This is a genomic window from Pararhizobium sp. DWP1-1-3, from assembly GCF_049896125.1.
Lineage (GTDB): Bacteria > Pseudomonadota > Alphaproteobacteria > Rhizobiales > Rhizobiaceae > Pararhizobium.
Genome location: NZ_JAFCTR010000014.1, coordinates 67,402 through 82,203 on the forward strand (window position 1 = coordinate 67,402; position 14,802 = coordinate 82,203).

Here is a 14,802-nt window from a genome sequence, read left to right on the forward strand (position 1 = left end):
TTTAGCGATCCTGCTTTTTCATGTGCAGGAGTTCGTCGAGAATGATCAAACCGGCACCGATCGTGATGAAGCTGTCGGCAAGGTTGAAGACGGCAAAGGACCATGTCGGCAGGTGAAACAGCACGTAGTCGATGACATAGCCAAAGACCAGGCCATCGATCACATTGCCGATGGCGCCGGCGATGATCAAAGCGTAGCCGAGATGCGTCAGGAAACGATCCGCCGGCGTCTTGCGCCAGAGCCAGATGACGAATGCCACGACGACAATCCTCAAGCCGATGATGGCCCAGCGCTCGACGCCCGAAAAAAGCGAAAAGGCGACGCCGTAATTGTAGACACGGTGCAGAGCGAGGAACGGCAGGACAGCAACGCTTTCGCCGTAGGGCAACCAAAACTCGACGGCTGCCTTGATCGCCTGGTCGAGCAGGACGGCAACAACGATGAGAATGGCGATGGGGATGGGGCGCGAAAAAAGGGCAGTCTTTTGCATCAGGTTCTATCGTCCAGCGTCAGCAGATGGCGGCGAGCCTCAAACAGCATGATGCCGGTGGCGATGGCCAAATTAAGGGAATCGGCCCGGCCCTGCTGGGGAATGCGGGCAAGCGCCGTCGCTTCCCTGGCAAGTTCTTCGGGTAGACCGGCTTGTTCATTGCCCATCAGCAGAACCACCGGCTTCTTGCGATAGTCGATGGTGCGATAGTCGACGGCACCGGCCAGGTGGGTGGCGGCAAGCTGCACACCGGCGGCCTTCTGCCATTTGACGAACTCGGCGACAGTGGCGCGCATGAGCGGCATGGCGAAGACCGAGCCCATGGTAGCGCGCACCGTTTCCAGCGAAAACGGATCGGTGGTCTCGCCGATAAGGATGACGCCGGATGCACCAGCCGCATCGGCCGTGCGGATGATGGTGCCTAAATTGCCGGGATCGCGGACACGGTCGAGCGCAACATAGGTTTCACCCAGCGCCGGCTTCACGTCGCGCAGATGGGCATAGCGCTGTTCGAAGACGCCGACGACCATCTGCGGATTGTCGCGGCGGGTGATCGCGGACAGCACCTTCTCGCTGACTTCAAGCACGAGCCCGCCGGTGGCGACCGTCTTCAGCGCCACCTGTTCGACCTGTGTCTTGCCCTTGGCAGCCTTGGCATAGACCAGCGTCTTGATGGTCCAGCCGAGGTCCAGCGCATCGATGACCAGCTTCAGGCCTTCGGCGATGAAGGAACGGGTTTCGTCGCGCTCCTTCTTGTTGGCCAGTGCCTTGATATCCTTGATGATCGGGTTGGCAAGACTGGTGACTTCCTTGACCTGGCCAACGCGCCGGGGTCCCTGATTGTAGTCGTTCATTTCGGCACCCAACGGGAAAAGAGAGAGGTGGACAGCGCGCGGCCCGGCTCGTTGCCGTCAAGGCCGCCTTCGCGCAGGATCAGTTCGCCCGATTCCACCGCGCCGCCGCGTCCCCGCATCGTCTCGCGCATCAGCTCGTGGATGGAATAGAAGCTCGCGCGGATCGAATAGGCCGTAAGCACCAGACCCCTGGCATCCGGCGACAGGATTTCGCGGCAGATGTCCAGCATCAAGGCGAGGTGATCGAAGAGCTGCCAGACCTCCCCATTGGGTCCACGGCCGAATTTCGGCGGATCGGTGAGGATGATGTCGTAGCGGCTGCCACGGCGTTCCTCGCGTTGGATGAATTTCATCGCGTCTTCGCAGATCCAGCGGATCGGCAGATGGTCGGCGCGTCCCAGCGCCTGGTTTTCGCGTGCCCAACCGATCGCCTTCTTGGAGGCATCGACATGGGTGACCTCAGCGCCCGCCTTTGCCGCGATCAGCGAGGCGACACCGGTATAACCGAACAGGTTGAGCACTTTCAGCGGCCGGCCGGCGGTTTCGATCTGATCCTTCATCCAGCTCCAGTGCGCCAGCTGTTCCGGAAAGACGCCGACATGGCGAAACGCAGTGAAGCGGCCGTAGAATTCGGCATCGAGAATCTGCATCGGCCAGGTCTCGCCAAGCGCCTGCCTCGGGAAGCGCCAGCGCCCCATGCCGTCTTCATCGGTATCGCCGGTGAAAATCGAATCGGCGTTCTCCCAGACATGCGCGGGCAGCGTCTTCGGCCAGAGCGCCTGCGCTTCGGGGCGGACGATCCGGTAAGGGCCATATTGTTCAAGCTTGAGGCCGTCACCGCTGTCGATCAGGTGATAGTCGCGCGCACCCTTGGTCTCCAGAATGATCGGAATGCGTTCGTCCGGCCTGTCGCCGGTGCGGATGCGCACCTCGGCGCGCGGCGCGGGCTCGGATGCAGCCGGCTTCGGCGCCATCTTTTCCGGTGCAGCCTTGGCCGCTGGCCGGCCGTCGGCGCTTCGCGGAGCATGGGGCTTGGAGTGGTGCGGCCGGCTAACCGGTGCCTGCACGGCACGGCCCTGCACGCCGCGCGACGACGTTGCCGGTGCGGCTTTGCCCTTTGGCCGTTTATCTTTATCTTTCACGCCGTTTCGTCCGTCAGCTGCTGGGGTTCAAAAGCTGCAAATAGCACCGCTCTTTCTCTTGGCAAAGCTGTTTCCTATCTGAGATACAATCGTGCCGCAGCGGTAAGGAGAGAATGCCAATGGAAATGAAGGGCGAAGAACGCATCGCGGCACCCCGCGACCTCGTCTGGGCGGCGCTCAACGATCCTGATGTCCTTAAAGGTTGCATCCCCGGCTGCACGGCCATCGACCGCCAATCGGCGACAGACTTCACCGCGACGCTCAAGGTCAGGATCGGACCGATCCCGATGACCTTTTCCGGCAATATGACGCTGTCGAATATCGATGCGCCGCACAGTTACACGCTGAGCGGAGAAAGTGCCGGCGGCATCGCCGGGCTGGCAAAAGGCCGCGCCGATGTGACGCTCACGGCTGATGGCGAAGAGACTATTCTTGCGTACGATGCCACAGCCGAGATCGGCGGCAAGCTGGCGCATCTGGGATCGCGGCTTGTCGGCTCGAGCGCCAGCAAGCATGCGGCGAGGTTTTTTTCGGATTTCAGCGATGCGGCGCGTGCAAAGGCGATGCGGGAAGCCTGAACGGCGACCGCATGCCAGCCATTATTTCGACGAAGCCGGAAGCAGCGTCTGCGAGGCGATGGTTTCGGCGCGGGTGCGGTGCTTTTCGGCTTCCGCGTGCCATTTGACCGCTTCATGCGCCTCGTTGCGGGCCCGCTTGCGGTATTTTCCCTGCGTGAACCAGGTGGTCAGCGATCCGACGACCATGCCGAAGATCACCGCGAGAAACAGGAAGACGAAGAAGGGGGCCGAGGCCGACAGGACGCTGTCGGTGGGATTGAACGGGTTGAGCGCCAACGTCACCGTCTGCCGGTTGGCGACCGAAAGCACGATCAGGATGATCGCGACCGGAACCAGCACCACGATATTCAACAGCTTCTTCATCATCATTCCGTGTCTCCGTCATGCCGCCTGCCCGGCGCTATCAGTACCGGGCGGACGTCTCATTCATCATCTTCGTCATCGGCGCCAGGATTAAGGCGCTCGCGCAATTCCTTGCCGGTCTTGAAGAAGGGAACCCATTTTTCCTCGACGAATACACTGTCGCCGGTCCGCGGGTTGCGGCCGGACCGCGAGGGCCGGTTTTTCACCGAAAACGCGCCAAAACCGCGCAATTCGACCCGGTTTCCGCCCGCCAGGGCATCTGTGATCTCATCGAGAACCGCATTGACGATATTTTCGACGTCACGGTGATAGAGATGCGGGTTGCGCGCCGCAACAATCTGCACCAGTTCTGACTTGATCACTGTCGCCCCCCTGTTGTGAATTTCCGTGTGATCTTAAAGCGTTAAGCCCATCCGACGGCCTTGTCCACCTCTTGTGCAGGCTTGCATGCAATTTTCAATCTTTCTAAAACAGCATACAAAAGACCGTCGCGTCTTTTCAGTCGCCGCCAACCTGCCAAACGGAAACCAGACCGTCAAGAAACAACTTGTCCCGGCCCAAACTTTCGAGCGCGCCAAAACCCGGAAAAGCGTCATATCCCAAGGATTTGACCAGAGCGACGGCAGCAGATCCCAGCCCGAACGGCAAGGACGAACTCGGCGCCTTCCAATCGATAACCTCCAGTCCCATGCCAACCTTGCGGCTATCGAGGTAGGCGCGGATCTCGTCATCGCCGCCAAGTTCGTCGATCAGTTTGAGCTTCAGCGCCTGGCGGCCGGTAAAGATGCGTCCATCAGCAAGCTTGAGCGCCTCGTCGCGCGGCAATTTCCGCCGGTCGGCGACCAGATCGACGAACCAGTTGAAGCTGTCATCGATCATCGCCTGGATCACCGCCTTGGCGTCGTCGCTCGGTGGATGGAACGGCGACGGCTCTGCCTTGAGAGGCGCGGATTTGATTTCCTCAAGCGAGACGCCGATCTTGTCCATCAAGGTCTTGAACTGCGGATACTGGAAGATCACGCCGATGGAGCCGGTGATCGAGCTGTCCCCCGCCACGATACGGTCGCCGGCAAGCGCAATCATATAGCCCGCAGAGGCGGCCAGGGTCCGCACGTCGGAAACAACCGGTTTCTTCGCCGCGACCTTGCGGATGGCCTTGAACAGCACTTCGCCGCCATAGGTGGTGCCGCCCGGCGAGGAAATGGTGACGACAAGCGCCTTGATCGCGTCGGTCTCGGCGATCGTGTCCAGCCGCTCCAGCAGTTCGCGGTCGTCCTGGATGATGCCGGAAATATCGACACGGGCGATATGCGGCTGGCCGAGGCCGCTTATCGGGCCCGCGCCGGAATAGAAATAGGCAGCCATGCCAGCGCAGAGCACAAGAGCAATGGATACAAGCCGCCAGAAACCGAGCTTTCGCCGAAGTTGGCGCCGGTCGGCGATGGCAAGCTGATCCATGATCTTTCCTCCTGTTCAGGGGTATTGGGGGAACGTCGCCCCTTCAACGAAACGCATAATTCAATAGCGTCAGCGCGGCCGCGTTGTAACCCGGTTTGAACAAAATTCGCGCCTCCATTGTCGTGGAACAAAAAAATCTCCATATTCGCGCTCACTCACATCACCTGGAACGCACGGCGCACGCGCCTTTGCGCCGGGATGTATTTTAAATAACGGATTTATTTCATGCTGAATGAAGTGCAGTTTTCCGGCGCCCTGCCGCATTCGGGGCCGACCTTGGCCGACGCCTATTCGGTCGCGGCGCGCCATTCTCGCCGGGTCAAGCGGCTGAAGATCATCCTCCCACTCGTTGCCGTTTTGATCGGCGCCGTTTTCGTGGCCGTGTCGGTAGTCCGCGCTTTCCTGCCGGAGAACCTGACGATCGAGAACGCGACGATCGAGAACGGCAAGATCGTCATGCAAAATCCAGCGATTTCCGGACGCAACAAGCAGGACATCAGCTATTCGATGAAGGCGAAACGGGCGCTGCAGGATATCGCCAATCCCGACATCATCACCCTTGAGACGATCCATGCGGAAATGCCCGTCAATGACACGCTGATGGCCACAGTCGAGGCGATCAGCGGCATCTATGACCGCGGACGCAATACGCTGGATATGAACGCGCCCTTCAGCATTACCATGAACAATGGCCTGATCGCCGATTTCGAAGCGGCCTATCTCGATATCAATGCCGGCGAAATGGAAACAAAGAAGCCGATTGCAATCAGCATGAAGGGCGGTTCCATTGTTGCACAGTCGCTGAGAATGACGGATAAGGGACGCATTGTTACATTTGAAGGCATGGTGAAGGTCATCGTCGATCCCAAAACCATCCGTAAAACCGCCAACTAGAAAACCGGGGCACATATGTCGGCCACTTCAGCCTTTTCCTTTCGGCTTGCCGGAACAGTTATTCTCTTGAGCCTTTTTGCCAGCGCTTCCCTTTCTCCTGCCGCCGCCCAGGCGACGACGAGCAAGATGAAGGGCATGCAGCTTTCCAACGATGAACCGATCCAGATCGAAAGCGACAAGCTGGAAATCAAGGACGCGGAAAGCAAGGCCATGTTCACCGGCAATGTGAAGGTCGTTCAGGGAACGACGACGCTGCAGGCCGGCAAAATGGTGGTGTTCTACAAAAAGGGCGGCGGCTCGATTTCCGGCGGCAATGCCGAGATCGATCGTATCGAAGTCGATCAGAAGGTATTCCTGCAATCGGGAACGCAGCAGGCGACCGCAGACACCGGCGAATTCAACATGACGGCGCAGACGCTGGTGCTGAAGGGCAAACAGGTCGTTCTGTCGGAAGGCAAGAACGTCTTTAGCGGCTGCCAGTTGAACGTCCAGATGGATACCGGCGAGGCACAGCTCGAAGCCTGCGGCGGCCGCGTCCAGATTCAGCTCGACCCGAAGTCCCAGAAAACGAATTGATGCAGACGCCCACGTGAACATTCCCTTTCTTCACAAACGCAAACGGGGCGCCAAACCTGAAGCCGCCGCGCCTGCCCGCGCCGTCGACAAGGCGCGCTATGAGGGCACGCTGATCGCGCGCGGCTTGACGAAGGCCTATCGTGGGCGCCGGGTCGTGGACGGTGTGTCGCTTGTGGTCCGCCGCGGCGAAGCCGTCGGCCTGCTTGGGCCCAACGGCGCCGGCAAGACGACCTGTTTTTACATGATCACCGGCCTTGTACCGGTTGATGAGGGCTCTATCGAGATCAACGGCAATGATGTCACGTCGATGCCGATGTATCGCCGCGCCCGCCTCGGCGTCGGCTATCTGCCGCAGGAAGCTTCGATCTTTCGCGGCCTGACCGTCGAAGACAACATTCGCGCAGTCCTTGAGGTGCACGACAAGAATCGCGAGCGGCGCGAAAGCAAGCTCAACGAACTCCTCAACGAGTTCAACATTTCGCACTTACGCAAATCGCCGGCCGTAGCACTTTCCGGCGGCGAGCGGCGGCGCCTGGAAATTGCCCGCGCGCTGGCAACCGACCCCACCTTCATGCTTCTCGACGAACCCTTTGCGGGCGTCGATCCGATTTCGGTTGCCGATATCCAGGCCCTGGTGCGGCATCTGACCTCGCGCGGCATCGGCGTCCTGATCACCGACCACAATGTCCGGGAAACACTCGGCCTGATCGACCGTGCCTATATCATCCATGCCGGCGAAGTGCTGACACATGGACGGGCCAACGATATCGTCACCAACCCGGACGTCCGCCGCCTCTATCTCGGCGACAATTTCAGCCTTTAAAGCCCGCGTTCCAGCGGTTAGGGAACGAGACCGGCGGCGGCGGGCAAAATCCTGCCGCTTTCGTGACCGCTTCCTCTTGACCGGCAACAGGAATTACGCGAATTTTCGGAGCCCTGAAATGTTGCAACGCGGTATTATTTCCATGCTGGGCGATGGGCCTTAACATTCCGCAGTGACGATTGCTGTTCAGCCTCGATTTGCACGGCGCCGATCACATTAGACGACCCTTGCACACAAAATGCGCGGCGTTCACCTTATTTCCCGCCGCCGCTTGACCAAACCACATTAATAAGCAATTTTTGGGCCAGTTGACGAACTGGCATTTTTACCCCTCAAAAAATGGGTGCCGGCTCCGATCATCAAGGGGAGTTTTGCGTCAGAATGGCACTTTCAGCCAGCCTCTTCCTGCGTCAAAGCCAGACACTGGCCATGACGCCGCAACTGATGCAGTCGATCCAGCTGCTGCAGATGACGCATTTCGAATTGAACCAGTTCATCGAGCTGGAAGTCGAGAAAAACCCCCTGCTGGAATTCGCGGCCAATGACGACGGGCCTACTGGAGGCGACCGGCACGGCAAGGACGATCTGCATATCACCCAGGACGAACGTAGCGACCGGGACAACGCAGAGGCCACGACATTCGATCCGCTGGGCGACGTTTACGACAGCGCGACGTCTGCGACCGGCGAACGGATGAGCGAACAGCTCGATGCCAATTTCGAAAATGTCTTTCCAGACGACACGGCACCGCAGCGCGCCGATGCGCCGGAACTGCTGAGCCAGTGGAAATCAATGCCCGGCGGCGGCGGGGAGAACAGCGACGGTTACGACCTCGACGACTTCGTCGCCAACCGCGTGACGCTGCGCGATTTCCTCAACGAGCAGGTTCCTTTCAGTGTGCATGGCGCCGCTGACCTGCTGATCGCCCAACACCTGATCGATCAGCTTGACGAAGCCGGCTACCTGCATGCCGACATCGTGGAAATGGCCGAACGTCTTGGCTGTGCAACAGCGGACGTAGCGCGGGTGCTGGACAGCCTGCAGCAGTTGGACCCACCGGGCGTCTTTGCCCGCACCCTCAGCGAATGCCTGGCCATTCAGCTGAGAGCGCGCGACCGGCTTGACCCAGCCATGGCGGCATTGCTCGACAATCTGGAACTGCTGGCGCGGCGTGACTTTACCAGCCTGAAGCGGATCTGCGGCGTCGATGAGGAAGATCTCCTCGATATGCTTGCCGAAATCCGCAAGCTCGACCCCAAGCCCGGCACCGGTTTCGAGGCAAGCCCTTCGGAGGCGATCATGCCGGATATCGTCGTGCGTCCGGCGCAGGACGGCAGCTGGGCGGTGGAACTCAATCCCGACGCGCTGCCGCGCGTTCTCGTCAATCAGACCTATTACGCCACGGTCTCCCGTCACGCGCCGAAGAACAGCGCTGACCATGCCTTCCTGACCGACTGCCTGCAGACTGCCAACTGGCTGACCCGCAGCCTCGACCAGCGCGCCAAGACGATCATGAAAGTGGCGACCGAGATCGTGCGCCAGCAGGATGCCTTCCTGATCAACGGCGTCGATCATCTGCGGCCGCTAAACCTCAAGACCGTCGCCGATGCCATCAAGATGCACGAATCGACCGTCAGCCGCGTGACCTCGAACAAATACATGCTGACGCCGCGCGGGCTGTTCGAGCTGAAATATTTCTTCACCGTCTCGATCGGATCGGCAGAAGGCGGCGACAGCCACTCGGCGGAATCCGTGCGTCATCGCATCCGCAACATGATCGTGCTGGAAAGCCCCGAGGCTGTCCTTTCGGATGACGATATCGTCGATCTCCTGAAAAAAGGAGGCGTCGATATTGCCCGCAGGACTGTGGCGAAATACCGCGAAGCGATGAACATCGCCTCCTCCGTTCAGCGCCGAAGAGAGAAAAAGGCGATGGCCAAGGTTTCCGCCTGACCGTTTGCATCGCTTGAACACAACCCGTCAATTGCCCATATTTATCCCCGATATCCCGGCAATCAACGGCCTTTCGACCTCGAATTCTTATTTTCTTAACTGTTTCGTTGACTCAACCAACAACCGGTAGTATGAGGCGGCCGCAATGAGTACGGGCATAGAGCCTGCTTAAGCATATCCCTCCAAATCCAGGCCGTTCTGACGCAAATTTGTTTTGCGTGCGTGAAGTGCTTGGATGACGGATGCGGTTGGAATAGACTGGCTACGCAAATCACGAAAAGAGAGGAAACTCCATGAGTGTGCGTGTATCCGGTAAACATATGGAAATCGGCGAAACGTTTCGTCTGCGGATCGAAGATCAGATAGAACAAGCCGTAACCAAATATTTTGACGGAGGATATTCAAGCCAAGTCACTGTGGAAAAGTCTGGATCCCGCTTCAGCGCCGATTGCAAGATACACCTCGATTCTGGTGCTGCCTTGCAGGCGAGCGGCGAAGCGAACGACCCGCAAGCTGCATTTGATGCGGCGTCGGAACGGATTGCCAAGCGCATCCGCCGTTACAAGCGGAAGCTTAAGGACCACCACAATGGCAATGGCCATGCTGGATTTGCTGAAGTAGCCTACACCGTGATGGATTCAGTGCCCGACGAAGACGATGAGCTTCCGGACAATTATGCACCGACGATCGTGGCGGAAAGTTCAAAACAACTGAAGACGATGTCTGTCGCAAACGCCGTCATGGCGCTCGACATGACGGACGATCCCGTTCTGATGTTCCGTAGTCCTGGCAATGAACAGTTGAATATCGTCTATCGACGCAACGATGGAAACATTGGCTGGATCGACGCAGCCAATATAAAGAGCTAAGTGGATGATGTCCCGGGCCGGTCAGCCGGCGCGGGACGGTCTACTTTTTTCTGGTGGTTTACGCATGGAAGACCGTTGACGGTCCGCCGGTAAAGCGCCGAGAGAAAGATGGATGGGGACCGCCGTCCGGCATTTTGCCGGGCGATGCGGTTTCTACCTGCGAACGAGGACAAAAGAATGGCATTGGCAGGCTTGCTGCAGCAGAATGCGATACTTCCGGCCATGAAGGCCAATTCGAAGAAGCAGTTGCTTCAGGAATTGGCGGCAAAAGCATCCAAGATCACTGATCTACCCGAACGTGAAATTTTCGACGTCATCCTTCAGCGCGAACGACTGGGCTCCACCGGTGTCGGCAATGGCATTGCCATACCGCATGGCAAGCTTGGCCATCTGTCGTCGATCGTCGGCATTTTTGCGCGTCTGGAATCGCCGGTCGATTTCGAAGCGCTGGACGACCAGCCGGTTGATCTGGTCTTCCTGCTGCTCGCGCCGGAAGGCGCCGGTGCCGATCATCTGAAGGCGTTGTCGCGGATTGCACGCGTGCTGCGCGACCCGGACATGGTCGCCCGGCTGCGCGCAACGGATTCCGCATCCGCCATCTACGCCTTCCTCAGCGACGATCAGGCTTCCAACGCGGCCTGATATGTCGCCTCAGTACAGGTTATGCTGATTGAGGTGATCGATGAAGATGCGAAACAGCTCTGCCTGGCTGGAAATGGCCAGGCGCTTGTAGATGTTCTTCCGGTGGATGCGCACCGTGCCTTCCGAAATACCCATGCTCTGCCCGATCGAGCCATTGCTGTGCCCGCGCAGGATAAGCCGAACGATATTGCGCTGCTGCAGCGTCAGCCGCTCGGCGCAGAGTTTTTCGAACGCCTCCTCCATCAGGTCATCCCGCCCAGCCTGTGCATGCACCGGCCTTTTTGCCACCTGCCGCCAGCTCGCACGGATCGCCGCCTGGACGATCGGCTCGTAGGCGCGCAAGTTGTCCAGTTCCCTATCGCTGAAACCCAGATGGCCCTTCACACGCATCAGCGAATAGGTGGCGGTGACGCCGCCCTCCAGCGGCACCAGAAATCCGACCTCCTCGACCAGCGACCCCGATTGCGTCGAAACACACGGATGGACCTCACGTGACGTGCTGAACTGCGTGTCGAAGAAATCATCCGGCGCCAGATCGCGCATCCGCCATAGCCCGGCCGGATGGCGGTTGTTGCAGGCGACATAGAAGGGGTCGAGCAGATACGCGCCGCCGAGATAGGCGGCCCAGGCCTGCGGCGCCACATGCCGGGTGTAGCCGTCATGCAGAAGCAGCGGCCGTGCATCATAGGGAAAGACGAAGACACCGGACAGATCGAACGCCGCCGCCCGGCGCAGCATCGCATCGAGCGCCGCGCCGAACCCCGGCGTCGAGAGACCATCTATCAGCACAGCGATCTGGCGGGATTCCTCTGGCAGCAAAAGGCGGCACCTCATTCTTCGGGCGATCTATCCCTTATGGGATATCGACAGCCCCCATTGCGTCAACAATAATCCTTGGAAAGCAAAATCACGAGGAGAACGGCGATGGCAGGCAGACTATCCGGAAAGACCGCGTTGATCAGTGGAGGTGCCGGCGGATGTGGCCTTGCCGCTTCCCAGCTGTTTGCCCGCGAAGGCGCCCGCGTTGGGATCGTTGATCTTCCCCGCAGCAAGGGTGAAGAGGTCGCTGCCCAGATCCGCGCCGAGGGCGGACAGGCTTTCTTTACACCGGCGGACGTGTCGGTTTCTTCCGAGGTCAAAGCGGCCGTCAAGGCCGTGGAAGATGCGTTCGGCGCGATCACCGTTCTCTTCAATCATGCCGGCATCCTGGCCGTTGGACCGTTTCTGGAAACGGAAGAAGACGAGTGGGACCGGCTGATGGCCGTCAACGTGCGCTCGATGTTCCTGATGACCAAAGCCGTGCTGCCCGGCATGCTGGCCGCCGGCGGCGGCAGTATTGTCTCGACCTCGTCGATCTCCGCCGTCGCCGCGACCCCGATGGAAGTGCTCTACGATACGACCAAGGGTGCCTGCCACATGTTTGCCCGGGCGATTGCGGTGGAGTTCCGCGACCGTGGCATCCGCTCCAACGCCGTCTGCCCCGGCTTCATTGCCACCGACCACGGCAAGCGTGAACTGGTCGGCCTTGCCAAATATGGCGTCGATGTTTCCGACGCAGCAATCGCCGCCCAGCAGGGGCGGATGTGCGATCCGATGGAGGTGGCGCAGGCTGCCCTGTTCCTGGCGAGCGATGAATCCAGCTTCGTCAACGGCACACATCTGTTCGTCGATAATTGTTTTACGGCGATGTGAAGAACAAAGGGGAGAACGAACCATGATGGAATCAGGCGGCCACTGGCGCAACTGGGTGGGGAATCAATCGTGCATCGTCCGGCACCGGGGGGCGCCGGACAGCGAGGCGGCTCTGGCGGATATGGTGCGCGAGGCAACCTCGAACGGGCTGAACGTGCGCTGCGCCGGCTCAGGGCATTCGTTCACGCCGGTGGCGCTGACCAGCGGACTGCACCTGACGCTGTCCGGCCTGCAGGGCATCAGCCATATCGACACGGCGCGCAAGCGCGTTTCCGTCCATGCCGGCACGACGATCAATACGCTCGGCAAGGCCTTGAAGCGCAGCGGGCTTTCGATGATCAACCAGGGCGATATCGACAGCCAGGCGCTGGCAGGCGCGCTGACAACCGGCACGCACGGCACCGGCCTTACACTTGGCAACATGGCTTCGCAGATCGTCGGCATGCGGCTGGTGCAGCCGGACGGCAGCATTCTCGCCATCGATGATAGCGAGCCGGACATGCTGAACGCCGCCCGCGTTTCCATCGGCATGCTCGGCGTCATCTCCGAAATCACACTACAGGTGATGGACAGCTACAATCTGCATGAGAAGCTGTGGCGCTGCACCTTCGACGAATGCATGGAGCAACACGACGATCTGGCTGCCAACCACCGCCATTTCGGCTTCTTCTGGTGCCCCGTGCCAGAGAGCCGCCACTGCTACTGCCTGCCGGATACATCCTCGGTCTCGACCACCACAAGCCTGTCTGACGTCTGCGAGATGAAGACGATAGACATCACCGATGCGCCGCCGATGGAAAGCGCGTTCGAAAAGATCGCCTATTCCTCGGAAATCTATCCGATCGAATACGTTCCGAACTTCCACGAGCTGGAATATGCCGTGCCGGTCAAATACGGCAAGCAGGCCTGCACCGAGGTGCGCAAGCTGATGCTGGAGAAACACCGACCTGCATCTATCCGATCGAATACCGCTTCACCGCCGGCGATGGCGGTTGGATCAGCCCGTTCTTCGAACAGGATTCGATCACGCTGTCGGTCTCGGGCCAGCCGGGCACGGACTACTGGAACTATCTGAAGGATGTCGACGATATCCTGCGCCAGTTCGGCTCACGCCCGCACTGGGGCAAGCTGCATTTCTTGAGCAGCGAGGATGTGACGGCACTCTATCCGCGCGCCGGGGATTTCCGGGCGCTGAGGAACAAGCTCGATCCGGAGGGGCGGTTTTTGAACGATCATTTGAGGCAGCTATTTGGGTGAGACCAATCCTGCACTGAGAAAAATCTTAGGAAATGCATACGTTAATATGAGATTGGAGCAGGAAATGAAGTCCATTTTTGTATCGATTGTTTTATCAGCATTTATGCTACTTCCCGCAGCGGCAGCGGGCGATGTTTTTGTTACCGGATGTACGTCGGAGAATACGCCTGTACGGATCAAGCTCCTTGCTTCGGTCAAGGATCAGCCGGCAATTCAGGCAGCTTTTCGAAGCTTCAGCAAAAGCAAGGCGGCGAGTTGGTTCCTCGAGCAGAAAAAACATCCGAAGGGCAAAGACTGGCAATCAGCCCTGGTCTCGCTCCAAGGGCAAAGCGGTGGAAGACTTTCGGAACAAAATCCTCTTCGCGTCGCAAAAACCATTTCTTTTTCGAAAAAAGCATCGACCAAAAGGGTCTATTGCGGCGGTTAGGAAAGCGGCCACCAGCAAGAAGTGATGTACCGCCTCTTCCCAGGCACGGAAGCAACAATCAAGCTTCCGGGTTTTCTTCCGCCGCAACCACCTTCGGGCCGCCCTTGGCGACGCCGACCATGGCGGGGCGCAGGACGCGTTCGCCGATGGTGTAGCCGGCCTGAACGACCTGGACGACGGTGTTGTTCGGAACTTCTGCATTCGGCACTTCGAACATCGCCTGATGGAAGTTCGGGTCGAATTTCTGGCCGACCGGCTCCAGTTTCTGGACGCCATGACGCTCCAGCGCCGACAGCATGGCGCGTTCGGTCATCTCGACACCTTCGATCAGTGCGTTGAAGCCGACATCGCCGGCCTCGCGGGCTTCTGCCGGAATGGCGTCGAGCGCGCGGCGCAGATTGTCGGACACGGCCAGCATGTCACGGGCAAAGCCGGCGACGGAATAGGATTTTGCATCCTTGACGTCGCGCGCGGTGCGGCGGCGCAGGTTGTCCATTTCAGCGGCAAGACGCAGGTAGCGGTCGCGCATGTCGGCCGCTTCAGCCTTGGCAAGCTCCAACGGATCCGGCTCGGAAACGGCGGTATCGACCTGATCATCGGCGGCTTCTGCATAGGCGGCAGCTGCTTCGTCCGCGTTCACTTCAGCACCGTGTTTGTTTATATCGTCGGTCATGACGGTCTCCGGAATGTCAATATGTCTAGGATTTGGTGTCGATATCGAGCTTTGAAGCCGAAAAATCAAGGGTACAATCGAAAGCTGCCGTAAAAACCGGCTTCTTCCCGG

Annotated in this window: 17 protein-coding genes and 1 pseudogene; 10 read left to right on the plus strand and 8 right to left on the minus strand. The window is 59.3% G+C overall.

The window, feature by feature from the left end; translation table 11 throughout:
• Window position 1 precedes the first annotated feature (1 nt).
• The 3 genes from lspA to ACP7BS_RS23355 are packed head-to-tail and all read right to left on the minus strand — an operon-like array spanning window position 2 to window position 2,318.
• Complete coding sequence (gene lspA, locus ACP7BS_RS23345; protein ID WP_426240006.1) at window positions 2-490, minus strand: signal peptidase II; 489 nt, start codon at window positions 488-490, stop codon at window positions 2-4.
• Entirely contained in the window at window positions 490-1,344 is an 855-nt protein-coding gene (locus tag ACP7BS_RS23350) for a TrmH family RNA methyltransferase (RefSeq protein WP_426240007.1), read from the minus strand. The genes lspA and ACP7BS_RS23350 overlap by 1 nt, the downstream gene beginning before the upstream one ends.
• Window positions 1,341-2,318: a class I SAM-dependent methyltransferase gene (locus ACP7BS_RS23355; RefSeq protein WP_426240071.1), complete on the minus strand. Its 978-nt coding sequence runs from the start codon at window positions 2,316-2,318 to the stop codon at window positions 1,341-1,343. The genes ACP7BS_RS23350 and ACP7BS_RS23355 overlap by 4 nt, the downstream gene beginning before the upstream one ends.
• A 287-nt stretch (window positions 2,319-2,605) precedes the next feature.
• Here ACP7BS_RS23355 and ACP7BS_RS23360 point away from each other — a divergent pair, with 287 nt between their 5' ends.
• Window positions 2,606-3,064: a CoxG family protein gene (locus ACP7BS_RS23360; protein ID WP_426240008.1), complete on the plus strand. Its 459-nt coding sequence runs from the start codon at window positions 2,606-2,608 to the stop codon at window positions 3,062-3,064.
• Between the two features lie 21 nt (window positions 3,065-3,085).
• Here ACP7BS_RS23360 and ACP7BS_RS23365 read toward each other — a convergent pair whose 3' ends face one another.
• The 3 genes from ACP7BS_RS23365 to sppA form a co-directional block, all read right to left on the minus strand.
• Window positions 3,086-3,430: a DUF1049 domain-containing protein gene (locus tag ACP7BS_RS23365; RefSeq protein ID WP_426231188.1), complete on the minus strand. Its 345-nt coding sequence runs from the start codon at window positions 3,428-3,430 to the stop codon at window positions 3,086-3,088.
• A 56-nt stretch (window positions 3,431-3,486) separates the two neighbouring features.
• On the minus strand, window positions 3,487-3,789 hold the full coding sequence (locus ACP7BS_RS23370; RefSeq protein ID WP_037104485.1) for an integration host factor subunit beta: 303 nt from the start codon (window positions 3,787-3,789) through the stop codon (window positions 3,487-3,489).
• Between the two features lie 136 nt (window positions 3,790-3,925).
• Window positions 3,926-4,885, minus strand: coding sequence for a signal peptide peptidase SppA (gene sppA / locus ACP7BS_RS23375; RefSeq protein ID WP_426240009.1), 960 nt, complete (start codon window positions 4,883-4,885; stop codon window positions 3,926-3,928).
• Window positions 4,886-5,110: 225 nt separating this feature from the next.
• Here sppA and lptC point away from each other — a divergent pair, with 225 nt between their 5' ends.
• The 6 genes from lptC (at window position 5,111) to ptsN (ending at window position 10,642) form a co-directional block, all read left to right on the plus strand.
• The gene (gene lptC, locus ACP7BS_RS23380) at window positions 5,111-5,779 is read left to right on the plus strand and encodes an LPS export ABC transporter periplasmic protein LptC (protein ID WP_426231137.1); all 669 of its coding nucleotides are present in this window, start codon (window positions 5,111-5,113) and stop codon (window positions 5,777-5,779) included.
• Between the two features lie 15 nt (window positions 5,780-5,794).
• Window positions 5,795-6,355, plus strand: coding sequence for an LptA/OstA family protein (locus ACP7BS_RS23385; RefSeq protein WP_113313959.1), 561 nt, complete (start codon window positions 5,795-5,797; stop codon window positions 6,353-6,355).
• Window positions 6,356-6,368: 13 nt separating this feature from the next.
• Window positions 6,369-7,178 carry an LPS export ABC transporter ATP-binding protein gene (gene lptB, locus ACP7BS_RS23390; RefSeq protein ID WP_426124627.1) on the plus strand — a complete coding sequence of 270 codons (810 nt, stop codon included), beginning with the start codon at window positions 6,369-6,371 and terminating at the stop codon, window positions 7,176-7,178.
• A gap of 381 nt (window positions 7,179-7,559) precedes the next feature.
• Complete coding sequence (gene rpoN / locus ACP7BS_RS23395) at window positions 7,560-9,131, plus strand: RNA polymerase factor sigma-54 (RefSeq protein WP_426240010.1); 1,572 nt, start codon at window positions 7,560-7,562, stop codon at window positions 9,129-9,131.
• A 293-nt stretch (window positions 9,132-9,424) separates the two neighbouring features.
• On the plus strand, window positions 9,425-10,000 hold the full coding sequence (hpf, locus tag ACP7BS_RS23400; protein ID WP_060500852.1) for a ribosome hibernation-promoting factor, HPF/YfiA family: 576 nt from the start codon (window positions 9,425-9,427) through the stop codon (window positions 9,998-10,000).
• 177 nt (window positions 10,001-10,177) lie between these two features.
• Window positions 10,178-10,642, plus strand: coding sequence for a PTS IIA-like nitrogen regulatory protein PtsN (gene ptsN / locus ACP7BS_RS23405; RefSeq protein WP_426231135.1), 465 nt, complete (start codon window positions 10,178-10,180; stop codon window positions 10,640-10,642).
• Window positions 10,643-10,651: 9 nt separating this feature from the next.
• On the opposite strand, the gene ACP7BS_RS23410 is transcribed toward ptsN, so the two are convergent.
• Complete coding sequence (locus ACP7BS_RS23410; protein ID WP_426240011.1) at window positions 10,652-11,461, minus strand: helix-turn-helix domain-containing protein; 810 nt, start codon at window positions 11,459-11,461, stop codon at window positions 10,652-10,654.
• A 105-nt stretch (window positions 11,462-11,566) separates the two neighbouring features.
• Here ACP7BS_RS23410 and ACP7BS_RS23415 point away from each other — a divergent pair, with 105 nt between their 5' ends.
• From ACP7BS_RS23415 to ACP7BS_RS23425, 3 genes and pseudogenes are all read left to right on the plus strand, one after another.
• The gene (locus tag ACP7BS_RS23415) at window positions 11,567-12,334 is read left to right on the plus strand and encodes an SDR family NAD(P)-dependent oxidoreductase (protein ID WP_426240012.1); all 768 of its coding nucleotides are present in this window, start codon (window positions 11,567-11,569) and stop codon (window positions 12,332-12,334) included.
• A gap of 22 nt (window positions 12,335-12,356) precedes the next feature.
• A pseudogene (locus tag ACP7BS_RS23420) lies at window positions 12,357-13,591 on the plus strand (D-arabinono-1,4-lactone oxidase).
• A 64-nt stretch (window positions 13,592-13,655) separates the two neighbouring features.
• On the plus strand, window positions 13,656-14,018 hold the full coding sequence (locus tag ACP7BS_RS23425) for a hypothetical protein (RefSeq protein WP_426231131.1): 363 nt from the start codon (window positions 13,656-13,658) through the stop codon (window positions 14,016-14,018).
• A 58-nt stretch (window positions 14,019-14,076) separates the two neighbouring features.
• Here ACP7BS_RS23425 and grpE read toward each other — a convergent pair whose 3' ends face one another.
• Window positions 14,077-14,691 carry a nucleotide exchange factor GrpE gene (grpE, locus tag ACP7BS_RS23430; RefSeq protein ID WP_426231130.1) on the minus strand — a complete coding sequence of 205 codons (615 nt, stop codon included), beginning with the start codon at window positions 14,689-14,691 and terminating at the stop codon, window positions 14,077-14,079.
• Window positions 14,692-14,802: the final 111 nt, after the last annotated feature.